Here is a 20,548-nt window from a genome sequence, read left to right on the forward strand (position 1 = left end):
TCCGGCGGCTCAAAGCCCGCCCATCAGGGTGTATTTGATTTCCAGGTAGTCTTCGATACCGTATTTCGACCCTTCGCGGCCCAGTCCTGAGGACTTGATGCCGCCAAAGGGCGCTACTTCGGTGGAAATCAGCCCTTCGTTGATGCCGACCATGCCGTATTCCAGCGCCTCGGACAGGCGCCAGGCGAGGCCCAGGTCGCGGGTATAGCAGTAGGCTGCCAGCCCGTATTCAGTGGCGTTGGCCATGGCAATGGCCTGTTCCTCGGTGTCGAAGCGGAACAGCGCGGCCAGCGGACCGAAGGTTTCCTCGCTGGCCACCTTCATGTCAGCGCTGACGTCAGCCAGCACGGTGGGCTGGAAGAAACCATGTCCAAGCGGATGGCGCTCGCCACCGCACAGCCGCTTGGCGCCCTTGCTCAGCGCATCCTGAACGTGATCCTCGACCTTGCTGACGGCGCGCTCGTTGATCAGCGGGCCAATGCTGACGCCATCGCCGAAGCCGTCGCCGATGGTGAAGGCCGCCACACGCTCGGCCAGCCGCTGGGCAAAGGTGTCATAGACGCCGCTCTGCACCAGAAAGCGATTGACGCAGACGCAGGTCTGCCCGGCGTTACGGAACTTGGCGATCAGCGCGCCCTCGACCGCGCGGTCGATATCGGCGTCATCGAAGACGATGAACGGCGCATTGCCGCCGAGTTCCAGCGAAACCTTTTTCAGGGTATCGGCACTTTGTGCCATCAGCAGCTTGCCGATCGGCGTCGAGCCGGTGAACGACAGTTTGCGGACATCGGCGCTGGCGGTCAGCTCGCCACCAATGGCGACGGCATCGCCGGTGATCACGTTGATAATGCCGGCCGGAATCCCGGCCTGCTCGGCCAGCGCTGCCAGGGCCAGAGCGGTGAACGGGGTTTCCGGCGCCGGTTTGATGATGCATGGACAGCCAGCGGCCAGCGCGGGACCAACCTTGCGGGTGATCATTGCCGCAGGGAAGTTCCAGGGGGTGATAGCCGCCACCACGCCGATGGGCTGCTTGCTGACGATGATCCGGGCATCGGCCTTGTGGCTGGGGATAGTATCGCCATAGATGCGCTTGGCTTCTTCGGCAAACCACTCGATAAAGCTGGCGGCATAGAGAATTTCACCCTTGGCCTCGGCCAGCGGCTTGCCCTGTTCCAGGGTCAGCAGCTCGGCCAGGGCGTCGGCCTGCTCAAGCATCAGCGCATGCCAGCGGCGCAGCAGGGTGCTGCGCTCCTTGGCGGTCAACGCCCGCCAGGCCGGCCAGGCCCGGTTAGCGGCGGCAATCGCCTGACGGGTTTCCGTGGCTCCCATGTTGGGCACCTGACCGATGGCCTGACCGTTGGCCGGATTGGTGATCGTGGTGGTGGCGCCGTTTTGGGCATCCAGCCACTGGCCATCGATAAAGGCCTGTTGGCGAAACAGTGGGTTCATGTTGGCTCCGTCAAACGCTGCCCACTGCCGGCCATGGGCCGGTCAGGGGCATGAATAAAACAGGCCGCGCCCGATGAGGGGCCGGGCGCGACCAAATGGAAACTCAGGCGAACGCGGGCAGGGCGCCGAGCTTGCCGCGGTGGTAGATCATCGGCACCACCTCGTCGTCAGGGACGATCAGGTTCTGGATCGCGCCGACGATAATGGCGTGATCGCCACCGTCATACTCGCGCCACAGTTCGCACTCGATGATGGCGGTGGCGCCATCCAGCAGCGGGTTGCCCAGCTCACTCATGCGCCACTCGATGCCGGCGGTCTTGTCCTTGCCTTTCTTGGCAAAGGCGTAGGCCTCGGTCTGCTGCTCGGCGCTGAGCAGGTGAATGGCGAAGCGCTTGCTGTCGCGCAGAATCGGATAGGTGTCCGATGAGTAATTGGGGCAGAACAGTACCAGCGCCGGATCGAGCGACAGGGCGCTGAAGGCGCTGGCGGTGATGCCGACGATATCGCCTTCCGTGTCCAGGGTGGTGACCACGGTCACGCCGGAGGGAAAGGAGCCCATTACGGTTTTGTAGACATTGGGATCGATCATCTCGGTTCTCCGCTTAACGCATGACAAAGGGGTCGGGCATCGGCTGTTGCGACAGATTGATCCAGACCGTCTTGAGTTCGGTGTAGGCCAGGACCGAATCGATCCCGCTCTCGCGGCCATAGCCGCTGTTGCCGAAGCCGCCAATCGGCGCCATGGCCGAGACCGCCCGGTAGGTGTTGACCCAGATGATTCCTGAGCGCACGTCCCGAGCCAGGCGGTGGGCGCGACCCAGGTCGCGGGTCCAGATGCCGGCGGCCAGGCCGAACTGCGAGTCGTTGGCAATAGCCAGGGCTTGGGCTTCAGTCTTGAAGCGGATTACCGAGGCAACCGGGCCAAAGACTTCTTCCTGCATGATCTTCATCGAGTTGCTGTCGCATTCGAACAGGGTTGGCTCGTAATACCAGCCTTGGCTGTCGATGTTTGCGCGCTTGCCCCCCAGGCGCAGTCGAGCGCCCTCGGCCTGAGCGTCGGCAACCAGGCCTTCGACCACCGCCAACTGCTGGGCGGTAGCCAGCGGTCCCATCTCGCTGGTTTCGTCCTGCGGGTTGCCGATGCGGATACGCTTGGCCCGCTCAATCAGGCGTTCGACGAACTGGTCATAGATTTCGTCCTGTACCAGCAATCTGGAGCCGGCCACGCAGCTTTGTCCGGAGGCGGCATAGATACCGGCCACCACGCCATTGATGGCGCTGTCCAGATCGGCATCGGCAAAGATGATGTTGGGCGACTTGCCGCCCAGCTCCAGCGACAGCTTGGCGAAGTTCTCGGCGCTGCTGCGCACCACATGACGGGCGGTCGCGGTGCCGCCGGTGAAGGCAACCTTGCGCACCAGCGGGTGGCGGGTCAGGGCGGCACCGGTGCTTGGGCCAAAGCCGGTAACCACGTTCACCACTCCGGCCGGAATCCCGGCTTCAAGCGCCAGACGCGCCAGTTCGAGAATGGTGGCCGAGGCGTGCTCGGAGGGCTTGAGCACAATGGTGTTGCCGGCGGCCAGGGCCGGGGCCAGCTTGATCGCGGTCAGATACAGCGGGCTGTTCCAGGGAATGATCCCGGCCACTACGCCCAGCGGTTCGTGCACGGTGTAGGCAAACAGGTCGGGCTTGTCCAGCGGCAGGGTGCCACCTTCAAGCTTGTCGGCCAGGCCGGCGGTGTAATGGAAAAACTCTGGCAGATAACCAACCTGACCACGGGTTTCGCGGATCAGCTTGCCGTTGTCGCGGCTTTCCAGTTGCGCCAGGTGTTCCTTGTTTTCGGCGATCAGGTCGCCCAGACGGCGCAGCAACTTGCCCCGGGCGGTAGCGTTCAGCCCGCGCCAGGCCGGGTTCTCGAAAGCCCGCTGAGCGGCCTGGACGGCGCGCTCGACATCGGCTTCATCGGCATCGGGCAGGATCGCCCAAGGCTCGGCCACAGCCGGATTCAGACTCTCAAAGGTGTTGCCGGACAGCGCATCGACCCATTGGCCGTCGATGCACATCTGAAAACGTTCCAGCTTCATGCCAATACCCCCTTTGCTGGGTTGCACAGGCTGTCGGCCTGCTGAAAAAAGTCGAGCAGCAACTGGTTGACCAGCCGTGGCGACTCTACCGGCATCATGTGCCGCTGCTCCGGCAATACCGCATGGCGCGCGCGCGGCATGCGCTCGGCCAGTTGCTGTGCCATCTGCGGTGTTGAGCCGGGGTCCAGTTCGCCAGTAGCGATCAGGGCCGGTACCTGGATACTGTGCAGATCGTCTGCCCGATACATGTCCTGGGTGGCGAACAGCTCATAGGTGGTCAGGTAGCCTTGCGGGTCGTTGCTGGCCAGAGTCTGGCGAATGGCGGCGACCTGCGCCGGGTTGGCGGCCTGGTATTCGCGGCTGAACCAGCGCGACAAAGCTTCTTCGGCGTTGGCGTCCGGGCCGTGTTCGGCAGCCTGGCGAGTCCGGTCGATAACCCGGGCACGTTGTTCCGGGCTGCGATTGAACACGCTGTTGAGTACCACCAGGGCATCCAGATGTTCAGGGTATTCCAGGGCGAAGGCACGTGCCACCAGACCACCCATGGAAAAGCCGACCACTGTGGCGCTGGCGATGTTCAGATGCGCCAGCAGCTCGCGCAGTTGCTCGGCGTAGGCCTTTAGTCCGCCGTTGGCGTCAGGCCTGGGGCTGTCGCCATGGCCCAGCATGTCATAGGCAATTACCTGAAAGTGTGGCGCCAGTCCTACGATCTGGCCGCCCCACATGTGCTTGTTCAGGCCCACACCGTGGATCAACACCACGGGCTTGCCTTGGCCGGTTACCAGATAACTGGTACCGGCCGGGGTGTATTGAGTGGTAAGCCGAATCATTTATTGTTCCTGACTAGCCGGCGGATCACTGCGCCTGTTCAGCGGCGAGTTCTTCCAGGTCGATGTAGCGGTTGCCGATCCGCGGGTGCAGGCGGCCACCATCGGAGGCGCCCAGAACCACGACGATTTCATCGGCGCGCGGGGCGTCTTCAATCTGCATTTCCAGGGTGATGTAGTGTGAGCGCAGACCTTCGTCATCCTTGTGCATCATCGGGATCTGGATCGAAGTGCCCGGGCCGCCGCGCTTGTTGGTGAACGACAGATAAGACTTGGCGTCGACCGCCTGGCGGTAGTGATTACCGAAGCGCAGGGTATGGATGACTGCTGAAGCGTGTTCGATTTCACCGTCAGTACCGACCACTGCGGCCTTGCCGTAGGCTTCGATCTTGTTGGCCCCGCCGATTGCCGCCGTCAGGCGCTCTACCATCATGGCACCCAGTTCCGAGCAGTTGGCCTTGATTTCCGGCTTCAGATCTTCAACGAAGCCGCGCCCGAGCCAGGTGTTCTTGATGACTACGGCCAGACCAATCATGGTCACCGGCTTGTCGGTCGCCTTGCCGCCTTCGATCAGGGTTTCTTCACTGTAGCTGACGATCTTGCGAATCTCGAAACTCATTGGGTACTCCTGCTGGGTGAGGGTGTTGTTGACCGGCCAGTCCGGCATTTGTTCATGGTATACCATAATACAATATGGGTAAGTCAAGCGTCGGATTGATTTGTATGCCCTTTATTTCCGAGATATACCCAAGTAAATGCCATTGATCAGGATGACGAAAATAAAGCGTTGAAAAGGTGTTTTGGATGATGGTATACCATAATACGCTTGATATGGCTTTTCGTCCCCGATCAGGGTTCAGAGGCCGCAAAGGGGTTCAGGTTTCATGTGTCTTGCCGGGGCTACCCGGTGGCTAATGAAGATCTGGCATGTTCGGATCGGGGCCGGCTGAGCCGTCGGTTCAATGACAAAAACAAAGGAGACGACAGTGAGCGATCGTCCGATGAAACGCCTGGAACATGTGTTTGCAGGTGTTAACCCAACCATGGCGATAGCCTCTATAGCCATGGTGTTGGCCTTCGTGCTGTTCACGGTGACCAATACGGAATTGGCCAACAGTATCTACACCGGCATCAAGGCCTGGATTGAAGGCTCGCTGGGTTGGTACTACGTGACGGTGGTAGGTGCCGTTATGTTCTTCACCTTCTGGGTCGGGCTCAGTCGCTACGGCAATCTGCGTCTGGGCAAGGATGACGAACGGCCCGAGTTCAGCAACTTCTCCTGGTTCGCCATGCTGTTCAGTGCTGCGGTCGGTACCGGCCTGCTGTTCTGGAGTATTGCCGAGCCGCTGATGCACATGCAGGGCAACCCCTTCATGGACATGGCTGGAGCAGAGGTCGGCAGTGCCGAATCGGCACAGATCGCCCTGCGCATCACCATGTTCCACTGGGGGCTGCATGGTTGGTGCGTCTATATTCTGATGGGCCTGGTCCTGGCCTATTTCACCTACCGTCATGGCTTGCCGCTGACCATTCGTTCGGCGCTGTACCCGATCCTGGGTGAGCGCATCTACGGCCCCATCGGTCACGCCGTGGATCTGCTGGCCATTTTCAGCACTCTGTTCGGTACCGCGACCACCCTGGGGCTTGGGGTATCGCAGATGAATGCCGGCCTGAGTTACATCTTCGGCTGGGAAATCTCCACCACCAATCAGTTGCTGCTGATTGCCGCGACCTCGATTGTCGCGACTTTTTCAGCGGTGTCCGGGGTGCGGCGCGGGATTCTCTGGCTCAGCCAGTGGAACATCCGCCTGAGCGCGATCCTGTTTCTGTTCCTGCTGCTGGCTGGCCCGACGGTATTTCTGCTGGGACTGTACGCCACCAGCATTGGCGACTATCTGGCCCACTTCATCCCCATGGGGCTGTGGACCGACTCTGACCCGGAGCGTCAGTGGCAGGGCTGGTGGACCATTTTCTACTGGGGCTGGTGGTTGTCCTGGGGTCCGTTCGTCGGCATGTTCATTGCTCGGATCTCCCGTGGTCGTACCGTGCGTCAGGTAGTGATCGGTGGCATGCTGGCCTCGACCCTGGGCGCCTTCCTGTGGATCGTGATCATGGGCGGTACCGGTGTGTATCTGCAGCTCAATGGCACTGATCTGAGCAGCGTCGCCAACAACGACCTGACCATGGTGCTGTACAAGACCATCGAAGGCCTGAACGTACACTGGGCGACCCTGCCGATGGCGGGCCTGGCTACCCTGATGATTGTCAGCTGGTTTGTTACTTCGGCCGACTCGGCGACGCTGGTGATCTGCACCATTCTGTCCAGTGGTGATCAGAACCCGCCGCAGCGCTACCGGGTGATCTGGGGGCTGGGACTGGGTGCGCTGGCCGGGGTGCTGCTGCTGGCGGGTGGGCTGCAAGGCTTGCAAGCCGCGACCATTGCCGCCGCGCTGCCGTTCTCGCTGGTTCTGCTGGTGATCTGCTACTGCCTGTTCAAAGCCTTCCATCAGGAAGAACGGGGGCTGTCATACGCTCCGGTCAATGCTGAGCGCCGCCGCTGCGCCAGTTCCTCTTCCTGAGTCTTTCGGGAATCTCTAGCGGGAGCAGTTGCTCCCGCCTCCCGCTAACATCCCGCCTTATCGCTGACTGGCCGCCCTGGCCAACCCCCACCAAATCACGACCATATCTACTCCCAAAGTACCATTCGTAGCCCCTGATCCCGGTGTTTAACTGGCTCTGTCGGCACTTGCCGGCAACCACTTCAGTAATAACAAGAGGATCAACCTATGTGGACTAAACCGAGCTACACCGACCTGCGCATCGGCTTCGAAGTCACCATGTACTTCGCTAACCGTTGAGTAGTCTGGCGCCCCGGCTTGCCGGGGTGTCCACCCGCCAACGTGGCAGTGTCACAGGAGCAGCCCCATGCATATCAAGATTCTCGGTTCCGCCGCTGGCGGCGGTTTTCCGCAGTGGAACTGCAACTGCCGCAACTGCGCTGGTCTGCGCAACGGTACACTGAACGCCCGCGCCCGTACCCAGTCGTCCATTGCCCTGTCTGATGATGGAGTCAACTGGATTCTGTGCAACGCCTCACCGGATATTCGTACGCAACTGGAACATACCCCTGAACTGCAGCCGGCCCGGGCGGTACGCGATACCGCGATTGCCGCGATCATCCTGATGGACAGTCAGATCGACCATACCACCGGCCTGCTGACCTTGCGCGAAGGCTGCCCGCATCAGGTCTGGTGTACCGAGATGGTACATCAGGATCTGACCAGTGGCTTCCCGCTGTTCAACATGCTGGAGCACTGGAACGGCGGGCTGGTGTGGAACCGTATTGCTCTGCAGGGCGAGTTCGTGATTCCGGCCTGCCCGCAACTGCGGTTCACACCGATACCGCTGCGCAGCGCCGCGCCACCTTATTCGCCGCACCGCCACGATCCGCACCCCGGTGACAACATCGGCCTGCTGGTGCGTGACCTGAACACCGGCGGGGTGCTGTTCTACGCCCCCGGTCTGGGCCAGGTCGATAACGGCCTGACGGCTCTGATGCGTGATGCCGACTGCCTGCTGGTCGATGGCACGCTCTGGCACGACGACGAAATGGCCCGCGCAGGGGTTGGCGACAAACTCGGCAGCGAGATGGGCCACCTGTACCAGTATGGCCCCGGCGGCATGATCGACGTGCTCGACGACCAGCCGGCGGCCCGCAAGATTCTGATTCACGTCAATAACACCAACCCGATCCTGGATGAAGATTCGGCCGAGCGCGCGGAGCTGACCCGCCATGGCATCGAAGTCGCCCACGACGGCATGCACATCACGCTGTAAGGAGTTGGCCATGACCGCACCCATGAGCCCCGAGGCCTTTGAGCAGGCGCTGCGCGCCAAGGGCCAGTACTACCATATTCATCACCCGTTCCACGTCGCCATGTACGAGGGCCGGGCTACACGCGAGCAGATCCAGGGCTGGGTCGCCAACCGCTTCTATTACCAGATCAGCATTCCGGTCAAGGACGCGGCGATCATGGCCAACTGTCCGGACCGTGACACCCGTCGCGAGTGGATTCAGCGGATCATCGACCACGACGGCGAGCCCGGCAGTGAAGGCGGCATCGAAGCCTGGCTGCGACTGGGAGAAGCGGTCGGTCTGCCGCGCGACAAGGTGCTCTCTGGCGAGATGGTCTTGCCGGGCGTGCGTTTTGCCGTAGATGCCTATGTCAACTTTGCCCGCCGTGCCAGTTGGCAGGAGGCGGCCAGCTCGTCGCTGACCGAACTGTTTGCCCCGACCATCCATCAGTCGCGTCTGGACACCTGGCCGCAGCACTACCCGTGGATCGATCCGGCTGGCTATGACTATTTCCGCAAGCGCCTGAAAGAAGCGCGCCGCGATGTCGAGCACGGCCTGCGCATCACCCTTGGCCATTACACCACTTGGGAAGCCCAGCAGCGCATGCTGGAAATCCTCCAGTTCAAGCTGGATGTGCTGTGGAGCATGCTCGACGCCATGAGCATGGCCTATGAACTGGAGCGCCCGCCGTATCACACGGTTACCAAGGATGCCGTCTGGCATCGGGGGATAGCCCTGTGACGCCGATTACCCGTGATCAGGTACCGAGCCTGCGCCGCGGCTTCCGCTTGCAGTGGGAGCCGGTACAGAACTGCCATGTGCTGCTCTATCCGGAAGGCATGATCAAGCTCAACGACAGCGCCGCCGAGATTCTTCAATTGATCGATGGCACCCGAGCAGTCGAGACCATCATTGCCCAGCTCGATGAGCGTTTCCCCAATGTGCCCGGCCTCGATGAGGACGTGCTGGCTTTTATCGAGGTGGCCCATGCCCAACACTGGCTCCAGTTGCACTGAGACCTCGGCCAGCCAGGGGCCGCCGCTATGGCTGCTGGCTGAGCTGACCTATCGCTGCCCGTTGCAGTGCCCGTATTGCTCCAACCCGCTGGATTTTGCTCAGCACAAGACCGAGCTCAGCACCAGCGAGTGGATCGACGTGTTTACCCAGGCACGGGCATTGGGGGCCGCCCAGCTCGGTTTTTCCGGGGGGGAGCCATTGGTCCGTGAGGATCTGGTCGAGTTGATCGCGGCCGCCCGTGACCTGGGTTACTACACCAACCTGATCAGCTCCGGCATGGGCCTGACCCAGGCCAAGCTGGAGGCCTTCCGTGATGCCGGACTGGATCATATCCAGATCAGCTTCCAGGCCTCTGACGAGCAGGTCAACAATCTGCTGGCCGGCTCACGCAAGGCCTTCGAGCAGAAACTGGCAATGGCCCGCGCGGTCAAGGCAGCCGGCTACCCGATGGTGCTTAACTTCGTTACCCACCGGCACAACATCGACCAGATCGAGCGCATCATCGAACTGTGTCTGGCGCTGGAAGCCGATTTCGTCGAACTTGCCACCTGCCAGTATTACGGCTGGGCCCATCTGAACCGCGCCGGCCTGTTGCCGACCAAGGCCCAGCTCGACCATGCCGAAGCGGTGACCAACCGTTATCGGGCCCAACTGGAAGCCGAAGGCCACCCGTGCAAACTCATCTTCGTCACACCGGACTATTATGAAGAGAGGCCCAAGGGTTGCATGAATGGCTGGGGCAATATTTTCCTGTCCATCACGCCCGACGGCACGGCCTTGCCCTGTCACAGCGCCCGGCAACTGCCGGTGAGCTTTCCCAGTGTCAAGGAACACAGCCTGTCGCACATCTGGTACGACTCGTTCGGCTTCAACCGGTTTCGCGGCTACGACTGGATGCCCGAACCGTGCCGCTCCTGCGACGAGAAGGAACGTGACTTCGGTGGTTGTCGCTGTCAGGCCTACATGCTGACCGGCGACGCCAGCCAGGCCGACCCGGTGTGCAGCAAATCGCCGCACCACCACAAGATCCTCGCCGCCCGCGCCGAGGCCGAGCAGCCCCAGCCGCCGATAGAGGCTTTGACATTCCGCAATGAGCGTACCTCGAGGATCATCTGTAAAGGTTGAACCCTACGGCCACTGGAACACTGATTTCAGCGCCCGGCAGGCAGTGGTTGCCGGCACCGATTACGCCGACCTCTGCTGCGATGAGCAGCGACTGCTGTGGGTCGAATTTCAGCCTGGCGATGGCCGTAATGTGGTTGTCGAATGGACCGAAGCCGGATTGCGTCGGCTCACCCCCGAGGGCTACAGCGTTCACAGCCGGGTCTATGAATACGGCGGCGGGGCATTGTGCCTGGCCGGTGAAGCGCTGGTGTTCATCAACGACGCCGATCAGGCTCTGTATTACCAGGCCCTGGACAGCGATGACTGCCAGCGGCTGTTCGGCCGCGAGCACTGCCGCTATGGCGGCCTGCGTTTCGATGCCCGGCGTCGGCAGGTGCTGGCGGTCGAGGAGTGCCATGCCGGTCAGCGGGTAACCCACCGGCTGGTCAGTATTGGCCTCGATGGCCTGCGCCAGGTCCTGATCGAAGGCGCCGACTTCTACAACAGCCCATGCCTGAGTCCAGACGGTGATCAACTGGCCTGGATCGAATGGTCACGCCCGGATTTACCATGGACGCGGACCCGGCTGGGGATTGGCCAGCTAGATCAGGCGGGGCGGGTGGTGATGTTTCACTACGCCGACAGTACCGGGAATGAGTCGATCCAGCAGCCGTCCTGGAGTCCTGAAGGGGAGTTGATCTGTCTGTCCGACCGACGTGGTTACTGGATGCCCTGGCGCATCGATGGCGACGGTGGCTGGCAGCCGTTGCCGGCCCAGACTGCCGACCACGCCCCGGCACCCTGGCAGCTCAACCCGCAGCACTACGCCGACTTGCCCAGCCGGTGGCTGGCATTGAGCTGGTTCGAGGGCGGGCTGGGCCACCTGGCCCTGCGTCAGCGGGAAACCGCCGAAGAGCGCCGGTTGGCGCATGGCTACACCCGGTTTCGGGCGCTGACCCACAACAGCCACTGGCTGTTCTGTATTGCCGGCTCGCCGACCTGCAGCGCCGCGATTGTGCGGATCAATCCACATAACGGGGAGTTGAGCGTACTCAGCCAGGCATCCAGTGCGCTGGCCGAAGCCGATATCGCCAAGCCACGACGCCTGCTGTACCTGAGCGGGCAGGGTGACACCGCTCATGGTTTCTTCTACCCGCCCTGCAACAGCCAGGTGCGCGGCCCTGCCGATCAGCGTCCGCCCCTGGTGATCTTCACCCACGGCGGCCCAACCTCGGCCTGCTACGCCACCCTCGATAATCGCATCCAGTTCTGGACCCAGCGCGGCTTCGCCGTCGCCGACCTCAACTATCGGGGCAGCAGCAACTTTGGCCGGGCCTATCGTGACAAGTTGCGCCATGGCTGGGGGCAGGTGGATGTTGAAGATGTACTGGCAGTCATTGATCATCTGGCACATCAGGGAAGCATCGACCCCGAGCGGGTCTTCATTCGTGGCCAGAGCGCCGGTGGCTATACCACTCTGTGCAGCCTGGTGGCAGCCAGCGAGCGGTTTCGCGCTGCGGCCAGTCTCTACGGCGTCAGTGATCCGTTGCGCCTGCGCGCCATTACCCACAAGTTCGAGGCCGACTATATCGACTGGCTGATCGGCCACCCGCAAACCGATGCCGTACGCTACCAGCAACGCTCACCGCTGGCCCAGGCCGAACGCATCCGCACTCCGGTGATCTTCTTCCAGGGCTTGCAGGACGCCGTGGTTCTGCCTGAGCAGACCAAGCAAATGGTCCAGGCCCTGGAAGATAACGGCGTACCGGTGCAGTGCGTCACCTTCGCTGAAGAACGCCATGGCTTTCGCCGCCCCGACAACCTGGCCCGGGTGCTGGAGCAGGAGCTGGGGTTTTATCGGGCGTGGTTGTAGGGGGCATCCGGCACCAGCCTGAATTGCACGGCTGATTTGACCGGCAACTGTCCCTTACCGGCCAGCAGTACAGACGGCACAATAGCGGCCAAACACCTGAATACCGCGAGGCCCGTCATGCATTGCCCATCCGCTTTCCGAGAAACTCGGCTACCCGTGTTGCACGAGCTGATGGCCAGGCATCCGCTGGGCACCCTGATCACTGCCGGCAGTGGTGGCCTGATCGCCAATCTGGTGCCGTTCTCGCTGCACAGTGGCGGCGAACATGGCCTGCTGCGTGCTCACCTGGCCCGCAACAATCAGCAGCTTGAGGCCCTGCGTGAGGGGGCCGAAGTGCTGGTGTTGTTCCAGGGCCCGCAGGGGTATGTCACCCCGTCGTGGTATCCGAGCAAGGCCGAGCATGGCAAAGCCGTGCCAACCTGGAACTACTGCATGGTGCAGGTACGCGGGCAGCCGCAGGTAATTGAACAGGTCGGCTGGCTGCGTGAGCAGCTTGAACAACTGACCGCCAACCACGAAAACCAGCGCTCGCAACCCTGGCAAGTCTCTGATGCCCCGGCGGACTATATCTCCGCCCAGCTCAGGGGCATCGTCGGGGTGGAAATTCCGATTGCAGCGATCGAAGGCAAATGGAAGATGAGCCAGAACCAGAGCGCGGCCAACCGTCAGGGCGTGATCGACGGGCTGAACGCCGAGTCGGAGAGCGCCGCGTTGCTGGACATGATGCTGGCAGGGTCCGGCGAGGTTTGATGACACTGGTCTGATGGCATGGAACAATGGCGGCAACTTATGCGATGGATATTGTCATGCCACGATTGTCTATGGAGCAGCTGTCGGTCGAATGGGCGGCACTGAACCAGAAGTTTCCCGCTCAGGTTCGCCAGTTCGTACTGGAGTTCTGTTGTGAACACAGCCTGGACCTGGCGCAACATTTCTACAGCGAGATGCTGCAGGATCCGGCGGCATCGCTGTTCCTTTCCCATGATCAGGTACACAGCCGGTTGCAGGGCTCAATGCAGCGCTGGATTGCAGGACTGTTCGCGGCGTCTGATGACGAAGCCCTGCAGCGCCTGATCGCCGAGCAGAAAAAGATAGGTGAGGTGCACGCCCGTATCGATGTGCCGGTGCATCTGGTTCTGCGCGGGGCACGTTGCCTGAAAGACCGGTTTGTCGAACTGCTGGATCAGGCCGGCACCCAGGCCGAGGGCCAACGCCTGGCGGCAGCCCGGCTGCTGTCGGATACCATAGACCTGGCCATGGAAATCATGAGCCATGCCTATTCGGTGTCCCATGACCGCAACTCCCGAACCGAAGAAGCCTACCGACTGTTTGCCATGACCCAGAACATCGCCAGTGAAAAGGAGCGTCAGCGCGCAGCTCTGCTGGACTGGGAGAACCAGTTGATGTTCGATCAGGCGGTAGGGTTGCAGGCCGCGCAACTGCCGCGGATCCACGCCTCGGAGTTTGGGCTGTGGTTCCGCCACAAGGGCATCCATGCCTTTGAAGGCACCGCTGAGGCCACCACCATCATGGAAATCATGGAGCAGGTCGACGACACGCTGCTGCCATTGTTCGATGAGCAGCCCGAACAAAAGGTTCAGCGGCTGCGCGAGCTGCGTGACCGGGTCAAGGTCATCCGTTTCAGCCTGGACCACCTGTTCGAGCAGAACAATGCCCTAGAAGCGGGACGCGATGTTCTGACCCGGCTGCTCAATCGCAAGTTTCTCTCCGTGGTTCTGACCAAGCAGGTCAGCTATGCCCGAGACAAAGGCACCCCGTTTGCGGTGCTGGCGGTCGACATTGATCACTTCAAAACCATCAACGACAGTCATGGCCATGAGGCCGGGGACCGGGTGTTGCAGCAGTTTGCCACGCTGCTGATCAACAGCAGCCGGGCAGGCGACTACCTGTTCCGTCTGGGCGGTGAAGAGTTCCTGATGTTGCTGGTCGATACCGGAGCAGATGGAGCCCGGCGAGCAGCGGAAAAACTGCGCCAGAACGTCGCCCGGGAAGTCTTCCGCCTGCCCCAGGAACAGAGCCTGAACGTTACCGTCAGCATTGGTGTGGCCGGTTTCGACGGGCACCCGGACTATCAGCAACTGATGCGCCGCGCGGATGAGGCGCTGTATCAGGCCAAGCACAGCGGGCGTAATCGGGTGGTGGTGGCGCAGTAAACGCCTTTTGCTTCACTTTATTGTGTCGGCAGTTACTGGCTCTGATAACGACAGCAAGGTTTTCAGGTGTCTGGTCTCATCCTTCGGGCTACGGCCAAACAGGCGCTTGAACTCTCTGCTGAATTGCGACGTGCTCTCATAGCCGACCTGCTGCGAGGCGGCAACTGCGCTGATGCCATTGCGGATCATCATCAGCCGGGCCTGATGCAGGCGTATCGTCTTGATGTACTGAAGCGGTGAGGTCAGGGTCACAGCCTTGAAGTGTGTATGGAAGGTCGGAACGCTCATGCTGGCCTCCTGGGCCAGTGTGCCAACATCCAGGTTGTGATCGAACTGGTCGTGTATGCGCCGCAGTACCCTGGCGATGCGCCCAAAGTTGCTGCCCTGCACCAGGGCTGCGCGTAATCCGTCACCCTGCTCGCCAGTCAATACCCGGTAAGTAATCTCACGCACAATCGCTGGTGCCAGCAGCTTGCACTCAAGCGGCGAGCTTAGCGCCTCCAGCAGTCTGAGGGTGGCGCTCTCTAGTTTGTCGTCAATCGGTGTCGCGTTGAGGCTGACGGGGTTGAGCGGGCGTTGGAGCAAGGTCTCGTCGACCTCCATGGCCAGCTCGGCAACCATGGTCGGATCAATGCGCAGGATCAGGCCCAGCAAGGGCTCTGCGGCACTGGCCTCGGTCTCAATGCTGAAGGGCAGGGGAACGGCCAGCACCAGATAGTGGCGAGCGTCATAAACATACATCCGGCCACCATGGAATCCGCGTTTGCGGCCCTGCACCACGATAACGATGCTGGGCTCATAGAGTGCTGGCGTGTTGGGCACAGCCTGGTCCGAGCGCATAAAGGTAACACCGTCGAGCATCGACTCCGTGTAGCCCTCGGTAGGTGCCAGGCTTTTGATCAACTCGACCATGCGTAACTGCTGAACGCTGTTGCTGCTCATCGGCCGTTCTCTCCATAACCACCAGAGTCTATGAAACCACAGGTTTACACGCCGTGTGTCCCGGTCAATACGAATAGGCAAGACTGGCATATGAACTGACCTTCGCCGCCTGCATCTGGCTCTCTAGGATTATCCGGGCAGTCATCACATGTATTCGGATCGGAGGTCTTATGACAGCAAGAGAAAATATCCAGGGCAAGGTTGTACTGATTACAGGAGCCAGTAGTGGCATCGGTGAGGCGACTGCCAGAGTGCTGGCAGAGCAGGGCGCGCACGTTGTGCTCGGTGCCCGGCGTATCGAGCGCCTGGAGCAACTGGTAGCCGAGATCCACGCCCGCGGTGGTAAGGCCTGGGCCCAGCGCCTTGATGTTACCCAGCGCGATCAGGTTCAGGCCTTTGCCGATTTCGCCAGAGCCGAGTGCGGCAGAGTTGATGTGATCATCAATAACGCCGGAGTCATGCCGCTTTCCGCGCTGGCGGCCCTTAAGGTGGACGAGTGGGATCGCATGATCGACGTTAACATCCGCGGCGTACTGCACGGCATTGCCGCCGTATTGCCAATGATGCAGGCGCAAGGTTACGGCCAGATTATCAATGTGGCGTCCATTGGCGCGCATGCCGTGTCACCCACGGCAGCCGTGTACTGCGCGACCAAGTACGCGGTTTGGGCAATTTCCGATGGCTTGCGTCAGGAACATCCGAACATTCGCGTTACCACGGTAAGCCCAGGGGTAACCGAGTCCGAGCTGGCTGAAAGCATCTCTGACCCGCAGGGGCGTGAAGCAATGAAAACCTTCAGACAGGTTGCCATCAGCCCGTTTGCGATTGCGCGCGCCATTCGGTTTGCCATTGAGCAACCCGAGGATGTCGATACCAGCGAGATCATCGTGCGGCCCACTGCCAGCGCGCATTGAAACCATTGCCAGCCTGACCAAGGAGACTCCCATGAGTAACAGAACCCACCTGGCCAGAGCCTGTTGCACGCTTTTTCTGTGTGTTGGCCTGACTGTTGTGGCGAATGCCAAAAGCCCGGAGCAACCGCCGCACAGTGCCGAATCGCTGGTTCGGCAGGCATTTGAAGACTGGCGGCATGGACGCGGCAGTGTGTTTGACCTGCTGGCAGAGGATGCCGAATGGACCGTAGCCGGATTCAGCCCGGTATCTGCGGTCTATCGCAGCAGGCAGGCACTGATTGATGAGGCGGTAGGCCCTATCAATGCCCGTCTGGCGACGCCGATAACGCCAGAGGTCAAGCAGGTCATAGCTCAGGACAACAATGTTGTGGTGCTGTGGGATGGCCGCGCCACGGCCAGCGATGGATCGGAATACCTCAACAGTTATGCCTGGCATATGGTGCTGGAGGGGGGTAGGATCACCCGCGTTACGGCATTTCTGGATACCTGGGCCTTGAATGAGTTGCTGGAGTAATTGGCCCGTTACTCCAGCAGCGCCACCGACTTGATCAGGGCGAACACGCTTTGCCCGGGGGCCAGTTGCAGCTGCTGGGTGGCCCGCCGGGTAATTTCGGCCAGCAGCAGTTGGCCGTCGCCGGTCCGGCAGGCCACCAGAACATGCTGGAGCTTGATCGGGTCGATGCGTTCGATGGTGACTTTCAGGTGATTCTGAATGCTGATGCGTTGCGGGTCATCAAGCGCCAGGCTGACATCCTGAGCACGTATCTGCAGGCGTTGCGGGCGTGTGTCTGCCCCCGAAGCCGCCGCTGAAAGCCACAGGCGCGCCTCGGCCGGGCCGAAGGGCCGCAGACCATCGGCCGCGGCTTCACCCAGCACGCCGTGCAGAACACTGGCGGCCCCTTCATCGGCAAACAACGGCGAGTCGTGCCGGGCCAGGGCGGCGCCCAGCGACTCAATACATTCGATCCGGCCGTCGCGCATGAACACGATGCGGTCGGCCAGCCGCTCCACCTCGTCCGGAGCATGGGTCACCATGATGATCGGCACCCCGGACTGCGCCGCCATGCATGAGAGAAACGGCATGATTTCCCGCTTGGTCTGGGTGTCCAGCGCAGACAGCGGCTCATCGAGCAACAGCAACTGCGGGCTGATCAGCAGCGCCCGCCCCAAGGCAAATCGCTGGCGCTGGCCGCCGGAAAGCTGGTCGATCCGCCGTTCGAGCAGGCCTTCAATATCCAGCATGGCGCACACCTCGGGGGGATGCAGCCGGCGCAGGGCCGCCGGGGTACGCCGGTAGCCATACAGCAAGTTGTCACGCGCCGACAGGTGCGGCAGCAGGCTGTCTTCCTGAAAGACCAGACCGATGCGGCGCCGGTGCAGCGGCACAAAACTGCGTCCCTGCTGCCAGATCTGCTCGCCAAACCGCAGTGTGGCACCCGGCACCCGCTCCAGCCCGGCAATGATCCGCAGCAGCGTGGTCTTGCCGCAGCCCGAGCGGCCGAATAACGCGGTGACACCCTGCAACGGCAGCTCGGTATCGACCTGCAACTGAAAGTCATCGCCATGGCGCAGCAGGGCCTGAATATGCAGTGTCATGCTCTGGCCACCTGAAAGCGCCGGTTGATGCTGTAGACAATAAACAGGGTGATAAAGGCAAAGATCAGCAGCATCAGCGAGAGCCGGTGTGCCGCAGCGTAGTTCATGGCCTCGGTATGGTCATAGATGAGGATCGACAGCACCTTGGTCTCCCCGGGAATACTGCCGCCCAGCATGAGAATCACCCCGAACTCGCCCAGCGTATGGGCAAAGGTCAGGGTCGCCGCGACCACAAAGCCGCCACGGGTCAGGGGAAAAATGACGCTGCGAAAGCGATCCAGCGCGCCAGCGCCCAGGCTGCTGGCCACTTCCACCGGACGCCGGCCGAGATTGCTGAACGCCTCGCACAGCGGCTGTACGGCAAAGGGCATCGAGTACAGCACCGAGGCAAACAGAATGCCCTCGAACGAAAAGGCCAGATGCTCAAGCCCCATGTTCTCCAGCGTGCGGCCAACAAAACCATGCGGCCCCAGCGTGACCAGCAGATAGAACCCCAGCACCGTGGGTGGCAGCACCAATGGCAGCGCGACAATCGCCTGTACAACCACCCGCGTGCGAGAACGCCCCTGCGCCAGCCACCAGGCCAGCGGCGTGGCGATCACCAGCAGAATCAGGGTGGTGTACAGGCAAAGCCGCAAGGTGACCTCAATGGCCTGCCAGTCTGCCGGGCTGAGTCCGAGCATGCTTATGGCTCCTGCTCGCCGGGCATCAGAAAGCCATAGCGCCGCATGATTTCATGCGCGGGCCTGGTAGCCATGAACTCGGCAAACGCCAGAGCCGCCGGCTTGTCAGCGCCCCGCCTAGTGACTACGTAGCCCTGAGTCAGTGGGTTGTGCAGGGCATCGTCAATCAGTGTGTAGCCATGCCTGGCCAGGTCCGGAAACCTCGCCAGCGACAGAGCAATGATGCCAACCTGCGCCGCGCCTGACTGGGTCATCTGGGCGGTGTGAGCGATGTTCTCACCGAACACCAGCTTGGGCTGCACCGCGTCCCAGACACCAGCGGCCTGCAGCGCTTCCTGGGCCCGTTGGCCATAGGGCGCATGACTGGGCTGGGCAATAGCGATGCGCCGGATGCGCGAGTCGGTCAGGTCCGCAAGGCTGAGCTGGCTGGCATCCAGCGAATTGCTCCACAGCACGATCCGGCCCAGGGCATACACCGCCGGCTCAGTCACGGTCAGGCCGTGCTCCTGTAACTGCCTGGGGAAGGCAATGTCGGCAGAGAAGAAAATATCGTAGGGCGCCCCGTTGATGATCTGGGTGGTCATCTTGCCGGATGAGCCGTAGATCACATCGATGGCTGCATCCGGATGGGCTTGGCGGTAAACCGCCAGAATCTCATCAAGGGCATAGCGCAGATCAGAAGCCGCAGCAATCCGCACCGGCTCACTGGCCTGCAGCGTGCCGGCCAACAGCAGCGCTGCACAAGCGGCGATCCAACGGATCATCCTCCGAAAGGACATGCGGGCTCCTTGCGTGAGCGAGTAGGGAAAGGCAACTGCTTCGCTATATACAGTTGAATATGGCGCAGGGTAGCCGGCTAAGAATTAAAGCGTCAATCTGCCGTTGGAGGTATAGGTAGTTTTCAGAGGGGGCTAGGTAAACACTGATTACGTGCGACGCTACTCAAGCCACAGACCAATCTCCGTGCAATCCCCTGGGAGTGCCCAAAACTGATTTAATCAGCGTTTCCCTAGTGAGGATCGGCAGGTGGGGCCGCCGCAAGCAACCCCTCCAACTCATCCAGTTCACCAGCCGTCGCCGCCTCAGCCAGCGTCTGAATGCGCTTATAGTGAATCAGCACCTGCTGGCCGAGCGAAGTCAGCGCCGCGCCACCACCACCTTTACCACCGGCAGCGGTTTCAATCAGCGGGGCCCGAAAGCACTGATTCATGGTTTCCACCAGCAGCCAGGCACGGCGATAACTCATGCCCATGCGCCTGGCCGCCGCCGAGATCGAACCGCAGTCCGCGATGTGCTGCAACAACTCGGCCTTACCCGGCCCCAGGGCAATGGCATTGCCGAACATCAATCGCTGGCGCAGACGTAATCGTGAAGGCATGGAAATATTGCATCGGATGACAGTTGCCGCTCAGTATACCCACAAACCCGAACAGGACATGAGCTCGTGAATCAGCCAGCCGCCAACGCCACCAATCTTCCGGCCCGCGAGGTCTATCAACGGCTCAAGGACGTCTGCCTGGGCACCGCCACCGCCCGCCGTCATGGGCAGCAAAACTGGAACGATGTGCATAGCGGTCTGGTTACCATCGATATCGACGGCTGGCTCATCACCCTGAACAAGGAAGCCGGCACCCTGGACTACTGCGCCGCCTGCACAACCCCCGATGGCCGCCACGCCGACATGCACTCCTGGGCAGAACGTGGCACTGATCCGCTGGAGCTGTTGAGCGTTTGGGAGCGGGGTAGGTTGGAGGCGGCATTGGAAGCTCTGCGCTAGCCGGCATTCGACTTGGCAAGCCCGGCAAAACGTTGCAGTATCTAGCTAACTGCCATCATGCAGCCCACCTCTGAGGCAAGGATGCCAATCCGCACTAAAGCATCCCCAGCTCAGCACACACTGGCTCAACCAGTGGGCATGCAGTGGTGATGGCGCTATATCGTGCACGGTTTAACGTGCAGGGCCGAGGTTTGAATGGGTTCCAATCTTTTGATTTTTAATAAAAAACCTGAATCGCCCCGGGTTTCATGG

Annotated in this window: 22 protein-coding genes; 12 read left to right on the forward strand and 10 right to left on the reverse strand. The window is 61.4% G+C overall.

Features of this window, described 5'->3' with window-relative positions; genetic code table 11:
- Positions 1-9: 9 nt before the first annotated feature.
- The 5 genes from C2846_RS17600 to C2846_RS17620 form a co-directional block, all read right to left on the reverse strand.
- On the reverse strand, positions 10-1,449 hold the full coding sequence (locus C2846_RS17600; protein ID WP_119702108.1) for an NAD-dependent succinate-semialdehyde dehydrogenase: 1,440 nt from the start codon (positions 1,447-1,449) through the stop codon (positions 10-12).
- 103 nt (positions 1,450-1,552) lie between these two features.
- Positions 1,553-2,038 (reverse strand): flavin reductase family protein, encoded by a 486-nt coding sequence (locus C2846_RS17605; RefSeq protein WP_119702109.1) that lies wholly within the window; start codon positions 2,036-2,038, stop codon positions 1,553-1,555.
- Positions 2,039-2,051: 13 nt separating this feature from the next.
- Positions 2,052-3,533, reverse strand: coding sequence for an aldehyde dehydrogenase (locus C2846_RS17610; RefSeq protein WP_095623777.1), 1,482 nt, complete (start codon positions 3,531-3,533; stop codon positions 2,052-2,054).
- Positions 3,530-4,363 carry an alpha/beta fold hydrolase gene (locus C2846_RS17615; RefSeq protein ID WP_119702110.1) on the reverse strand — a complete coding sequence of 278 codons (834 nt, stop codon included), beginning with the start codon at positions 4,361-4,363 and terminating at the stop codon, positions 3,530-3,532. Before C2846_RS17615 ends, C2846_RS17610 begins: the two co-directional genes overlap by 4 nt.
- Positions 4,364-4,388: 25 nt before the next feature.
- Positions 4,389-4,979, reverse strand: a complete 591-nt coding sequence (locus C2846_RS17620) for an amino acid synthesis family protein (protein WP_119702123.1) — start codon at positions 4,977-4,979, stop codon at positions 4,389-4,391.
- Positions 4,980-5,346: 367 nt separating this feature from the next.
- On the opposite strand from C2846_RS17620, the gene C2846_RS17625 reads away from it, so the two are divergent.
- The 9 genes from C2846_RS17625 (at position 5,347) to C2846_RS17665 (ending at position 14,384) form a co-directional block, all read left to right on the forward strand.
- Positions 5,347-6,939 (forward strand): BCCT family transporter, encoded by a 1,593-nt coding sequence (locus tag C2846_RS17625; protein ID WP_240638227.1) that lies wholly within the window; start codon positions 5,347-5,349, stop codon positions 6,937-6,939.
- Positions 6,940-7,146: 207 nt separating this feature from the next.
- On the forward strand, positions 7,147-7,218 hold the full coding sequence (gene pqqA / locus C2846_RS17630; RefSeq protein WP_063607997.1) for a pyrroloquinoline quinone precursor peptide PqqA: 72 nt from the start codon (positions 7,147-7,149) through the stop codon (positions 7,216-7,218).
- A gap of 67 nt (positions 7,219-7,285) precedes the next feature.
- The gene (gene pqqB / locus C2846_RS17635; protein WP_119702112.1) at positions 7,286-8,197 is read left to right on the forward strand and encodes a pyrroloquinoline quinone biosynthesis protein PqqB; all 912 of its coding nucleotides are present in this window, start codon (positions 7,286-7,288) and stop codon (positions 8,195-8,197) included.
- A 10-nt stretch (positions 8,198-8,207) separates the two neighbouring features.
- Positions 8,208-8,957, forward strand: a complete 750-nt coding sequence (pqqC, locus tag C2846_RS17640) for a pyrroloquinoline-quinone synthase PqqC (protein ID WP_080051257.1) — start codon at positions 8,208-8,210, stop codon at positions 8,955-8,957.
- Positions 8,954-9,232 carry a pyrroloquinoline quinone biosynthesis peptide chaperone PqqD gene (gene pqqD, locus C2846_RS17645; protein WP_080051256.1) on the forward strand — a complete coding sequence of 93 codons (279 nt, stop codon included), beginning with the start codon at positions 8,954-8,956 and terminating at the stop codon, positions 9,230-9,232. The genes pqqC and pqqD overlap by 4 nt, the downstream gene beginning before the upstream one ends.
- Positions 9,204-10,358, forward strand: coding sequence for a pyrroloquinoline quinone biosynthesis protein PqqE (gene pqqE / locus C2846_RS17650; RefSeq protein WP_095623770.1), 1,155 nt, complete (start codon positions 9,204-9,206; stop codon positions 10,356-10,358). Before pqqD ends, pqqE begins: the two co-directional genes overlap by 29 nt.
- Positions 10,324-12,210, forward strand: a complete 1,887-nt coding sequence (locus tag C2846_RS17655) for a S9 family peptidase (protein ID WP_119702113.1) — start codon at positions 10,324-10,326, stop codon at positions 12,208-12,210. Before pqqE ends, C2846_RS17655 begins: the two co-directional genes overlap by 35 nt.
- Before the next feature lie 117 nt (positions 12,211-12,327).
- The gene (locus C2846_RS17660) at positions 12,328-12,960 is read left to right on the forward strand and encodes an FMN-binding negative transcriptional regulator (RefSeq protein ID WP_119702114.1); all 633 of its coding nucleotides are present in this window, start codon (positions 12,328-12,330) and stop codon (positions 12,958-12,960) included.
- 56 nt (positions 12,961-13,016) lie between these two features.
- Entirely contained in the window at positions 13,017-14,384 is a 1,368-nt protein-coding gene (locus tag C2846_RS17665) for a diguanylate cyclase (protein ID WP_119702124.1), read from the forward strand.
- A gap of 12 nt (positions 14,385-14,396) precedes the next feature.
- Here the strand turns inward: C2846_RS17665 and C2846_RS17670 are convergent, their stop codons facing one another.
- Positions 14,397-15,326 carry an AraC family transcriptional regulator gene (locus C2846_RS17670; RefSeq protein WP_240638228.1) on the reverse strand — a complete coding sequence of 310 codons (930 nt, stop codon included), beginning with the start codon at positions 15,324-15,326 and terminating at the stop codon, positions 14,397-14,399.
- Positions 15,327-15,496: 170 nt separating this feature from the next.
- Between C2846_RS17670 and C2846_RS17675 the strand changes: the two genes are divergently transcribed.
- Together C2846_RS17675 and C2846_RS17680 are read left to right on the forward strand one after the other, a co-directional pair.
- Complete coding sequence (locus C2846_RS17675) at positions 15,497-16,240, forward strand: SDR family oxidoreductase (RefSeq protein WP_119702115.1); 744 nt, start codon at positions 15,497-15,499, stop codon at positions 16,238-16,240.
- Positions 16,241-16,271: 31 nt separating this feature from the next.
- Positions 16,272-16,754: a nuclear transport factor 2 family protein gene (locus tag C2846_RS17680; RefSeq protein WP_119702116.1), complete on the forward strand. Its 483-nt coding sequence runs from the start codon at positions 16,272-16,274 to the stop codon at positions 16,752-16,754.
- A gap of 8 nt (positions 16,755-16,762) precedes the next feature.
- Here the strand turns inward: C2846_RS17680 and modC are convergent, their stop codons facing one another.
- From modC to C2846_RS17700, 4 genes are all read right to left on the reverse strand, one after another.
- Entirely contained in the window at positions 16,763-17,836 is a 1,074-nt protein-coding gene (modC, locus tag C2846_RS17685; protein ID WP_119702117.1) for a molybdenum ABC transporter ATP-binding protein, read from the reverse strand.
- The gene (modB, locus tag C2846_RS17690; protein WP_119702118.1) at positions 17,833-18,519 is read right to left on the reverse strand and encodes a molybdate ABC transporter permease subunit; all 687 of its coding nucleotides are present in this window, start codon (positions 18,517-18,519) and stop codon (positions 17,833-17,835) included. Before modB ends, modC begins: the two co-directional genes overlap by 4 nt.
- Before the next feature lie 2 nt (positions 18,520-18,521).
- Entirely contained in the window at positions 18,522-19,298 is a 777-nt protein-coding gene (gene modA, locus C2846_RS17695) for a molybdate ABC transporter substrate-binding protein (RefSeq protein ID WP_205890272.1), read from the reverse strand.
- 230 nt (positions 19,299-19,528) lie between these two features.
- Complete coding sequence (locus C2846_RS17700) at positions 19,529-19,897, reverse strand: winged helix-turn-helix domain-containing protein (protein ID WP_119702120.1); 369 nt, start codon at positions 19,895-19,897, stop codon at positions 19,529-19,531.
- Positions 19,898-19,963: 66 nt separating this feature from the next.
- On the opposite strand from C2846_RS17700, the gene C2846_RS17705 reads away from it, so the two are divergent.
- Positions 19,964-20,296, forward strand: a complete 333-nt coding sequence (locus C2846_RS17705) for a DUF7693 family protein (protein ID WP_119702121.1) — start codon at positions 19,964-19,966, stop codon at positions 20,294-20,296.
- Positions 20,297-20,548 lie beyond the last annotated feature (252 nt).

This window comes from Pseudomonas jilinensis (assembly GCF_003586265.1).
Lineage (GTDB): Bacteria > Pseudomonadota > Gammaproteobacteria > Pseudomonadales > Pseudomonadaceae > Halopseudomonas > Halopseudomonas phragmitis.

What these genes read in the sequence shown, in the direction of transcription:
- modA (WP_205890272.1), bottom strand. Translation starts at nt 19,298, where the DNA reads ATGTCCTTTCGGAGGATGATCCGTTGGATCGCCGCTTGTGCAGCGCTG.
- modB (WP_119702118.1), bottom strand. Translation starts at nt 18,519, where the DNA reads ATGCTCGGACTCAGCCCGGCAGACTGGCAGGCCATTGAGGTCACCTTG.
- C2846_RS17675 (WP_119702115.1), top strand. Translation starts at nt 15,497, where the DNA reads ATGACAGCAAGAGAAAATATCCAGGGCAAGGTTGTACTGATTACAGGA.
- pqqE (WP_095623770.1), top strand. Translation starts at nt 9,204, where the DNA reads ATGCCCAACACTGGCTCCAGTTGCACTGAGACCTCGGCCAGCCAGGGG.
- C2846_RS17655 (WP_119702113.1), top strand. Translation starts at nt 10,324, where the DNA reads ATGAGCGTACCTCGAGGATCATCTGTAAAGGTTGAACCCTACGGCCAC.
- pqqC (WP_080051257.1), top strand. Translation starts at nt 8,208, where the DNA reads ATGACCGCACCCATGAGCCCCGAGGCCTTTGAGCAGGCGCTGCGCGCC.
- C2846_RS17680 (WP_119702116.1), top strand. Translation starts at nt 16,272, where the DNA reads ATGAGTAACAGAACCCACCTGGCCAGAGCCTGTTGCACGCTTTTTCTG.
- C2846_RS17600 (WP_119702108.1), bottom strand. Translation starts at nt 1,449, where the DNA reads ATGAACCCACTGTTTCGCCAACAGGCCTTTATCGATGGCCAGTGGCTG.
- C2846_RS17660 (WP_119702114.1), top strand. Translation starts at nt 12,328, where the DNA reads ATGCATTGCCCATCCGCTTTCCGAGAAACTCGGCTACCCGTGTTGCAC.
- modC (WP_119702117.1), bottom strand. Translation starts at nt 17,836, where the DNA reads ATGACACTGCATATTCAGGCCCTGCTGCGCCATGGCGATGACTTTCAG.
- C2846_RS17665 (WP_119702124.1), top strand. Translation starts at nt 13,017, where the DNA reads ATGCCACGATTGTCTATGGAGCAGCTGTCGGTCGAATGGGCGGCACTG.
- C2846_RS17610 (WP_095623777.1), bottom strand. Translation starts at nt 3,533, where the DNA reads ATGAAGCTGGAACGTTTTCAGATGTGCATCGACGGCCAATGGGTCGAT.
- C2846_RS17620 (WP_119702123.1), bottom strand. Translation starts at nt 4,979, where the DNA reads ATGAGTTTCGAGATTCGCAAGATCGTCAGCTACAGTGAAGAAACCCTG.
- C2846_RS17605 (WP_119702109.1), bottom strand. Translation starts at nt 2,038, where the DNA reads ATGATCGATCCCAATGTCTACAAAACCGTAATGGGCTCCTTTCCCTCC.
- pqqB (WP_119702112.1), top strand. Translation starts at nt 7,286, where the DNA reads ATGCATATCAAGATTCTCGGTTCCGCCGCTGGCGGCGGTTTTCCGCAG.
- C2846_RS17615 (WP_119702110.1), bottom strand. Translation starts at nt 4,363, where the DNA reads ATGATTCGGCTTACCACTCAATACACCCCGGCCGGTACCAGTTATCTG.
- C2846_RS17670 (WP_240638228.1), bottom strand. Translation starts at nt 15,326, where the DNA reads ATGAGCAGCAACAGCGTTCAGCAGTTACGCATGGTCGAGTTGATCAAA.
- C2846_RS17700 (WP_119702120.1), bottom strand. Translation starts at nt 19,897, where the DNA reads ATGCCTTCACGATTACGTCTGCGCCAGCGATTGATGTTCGGCAATGCC.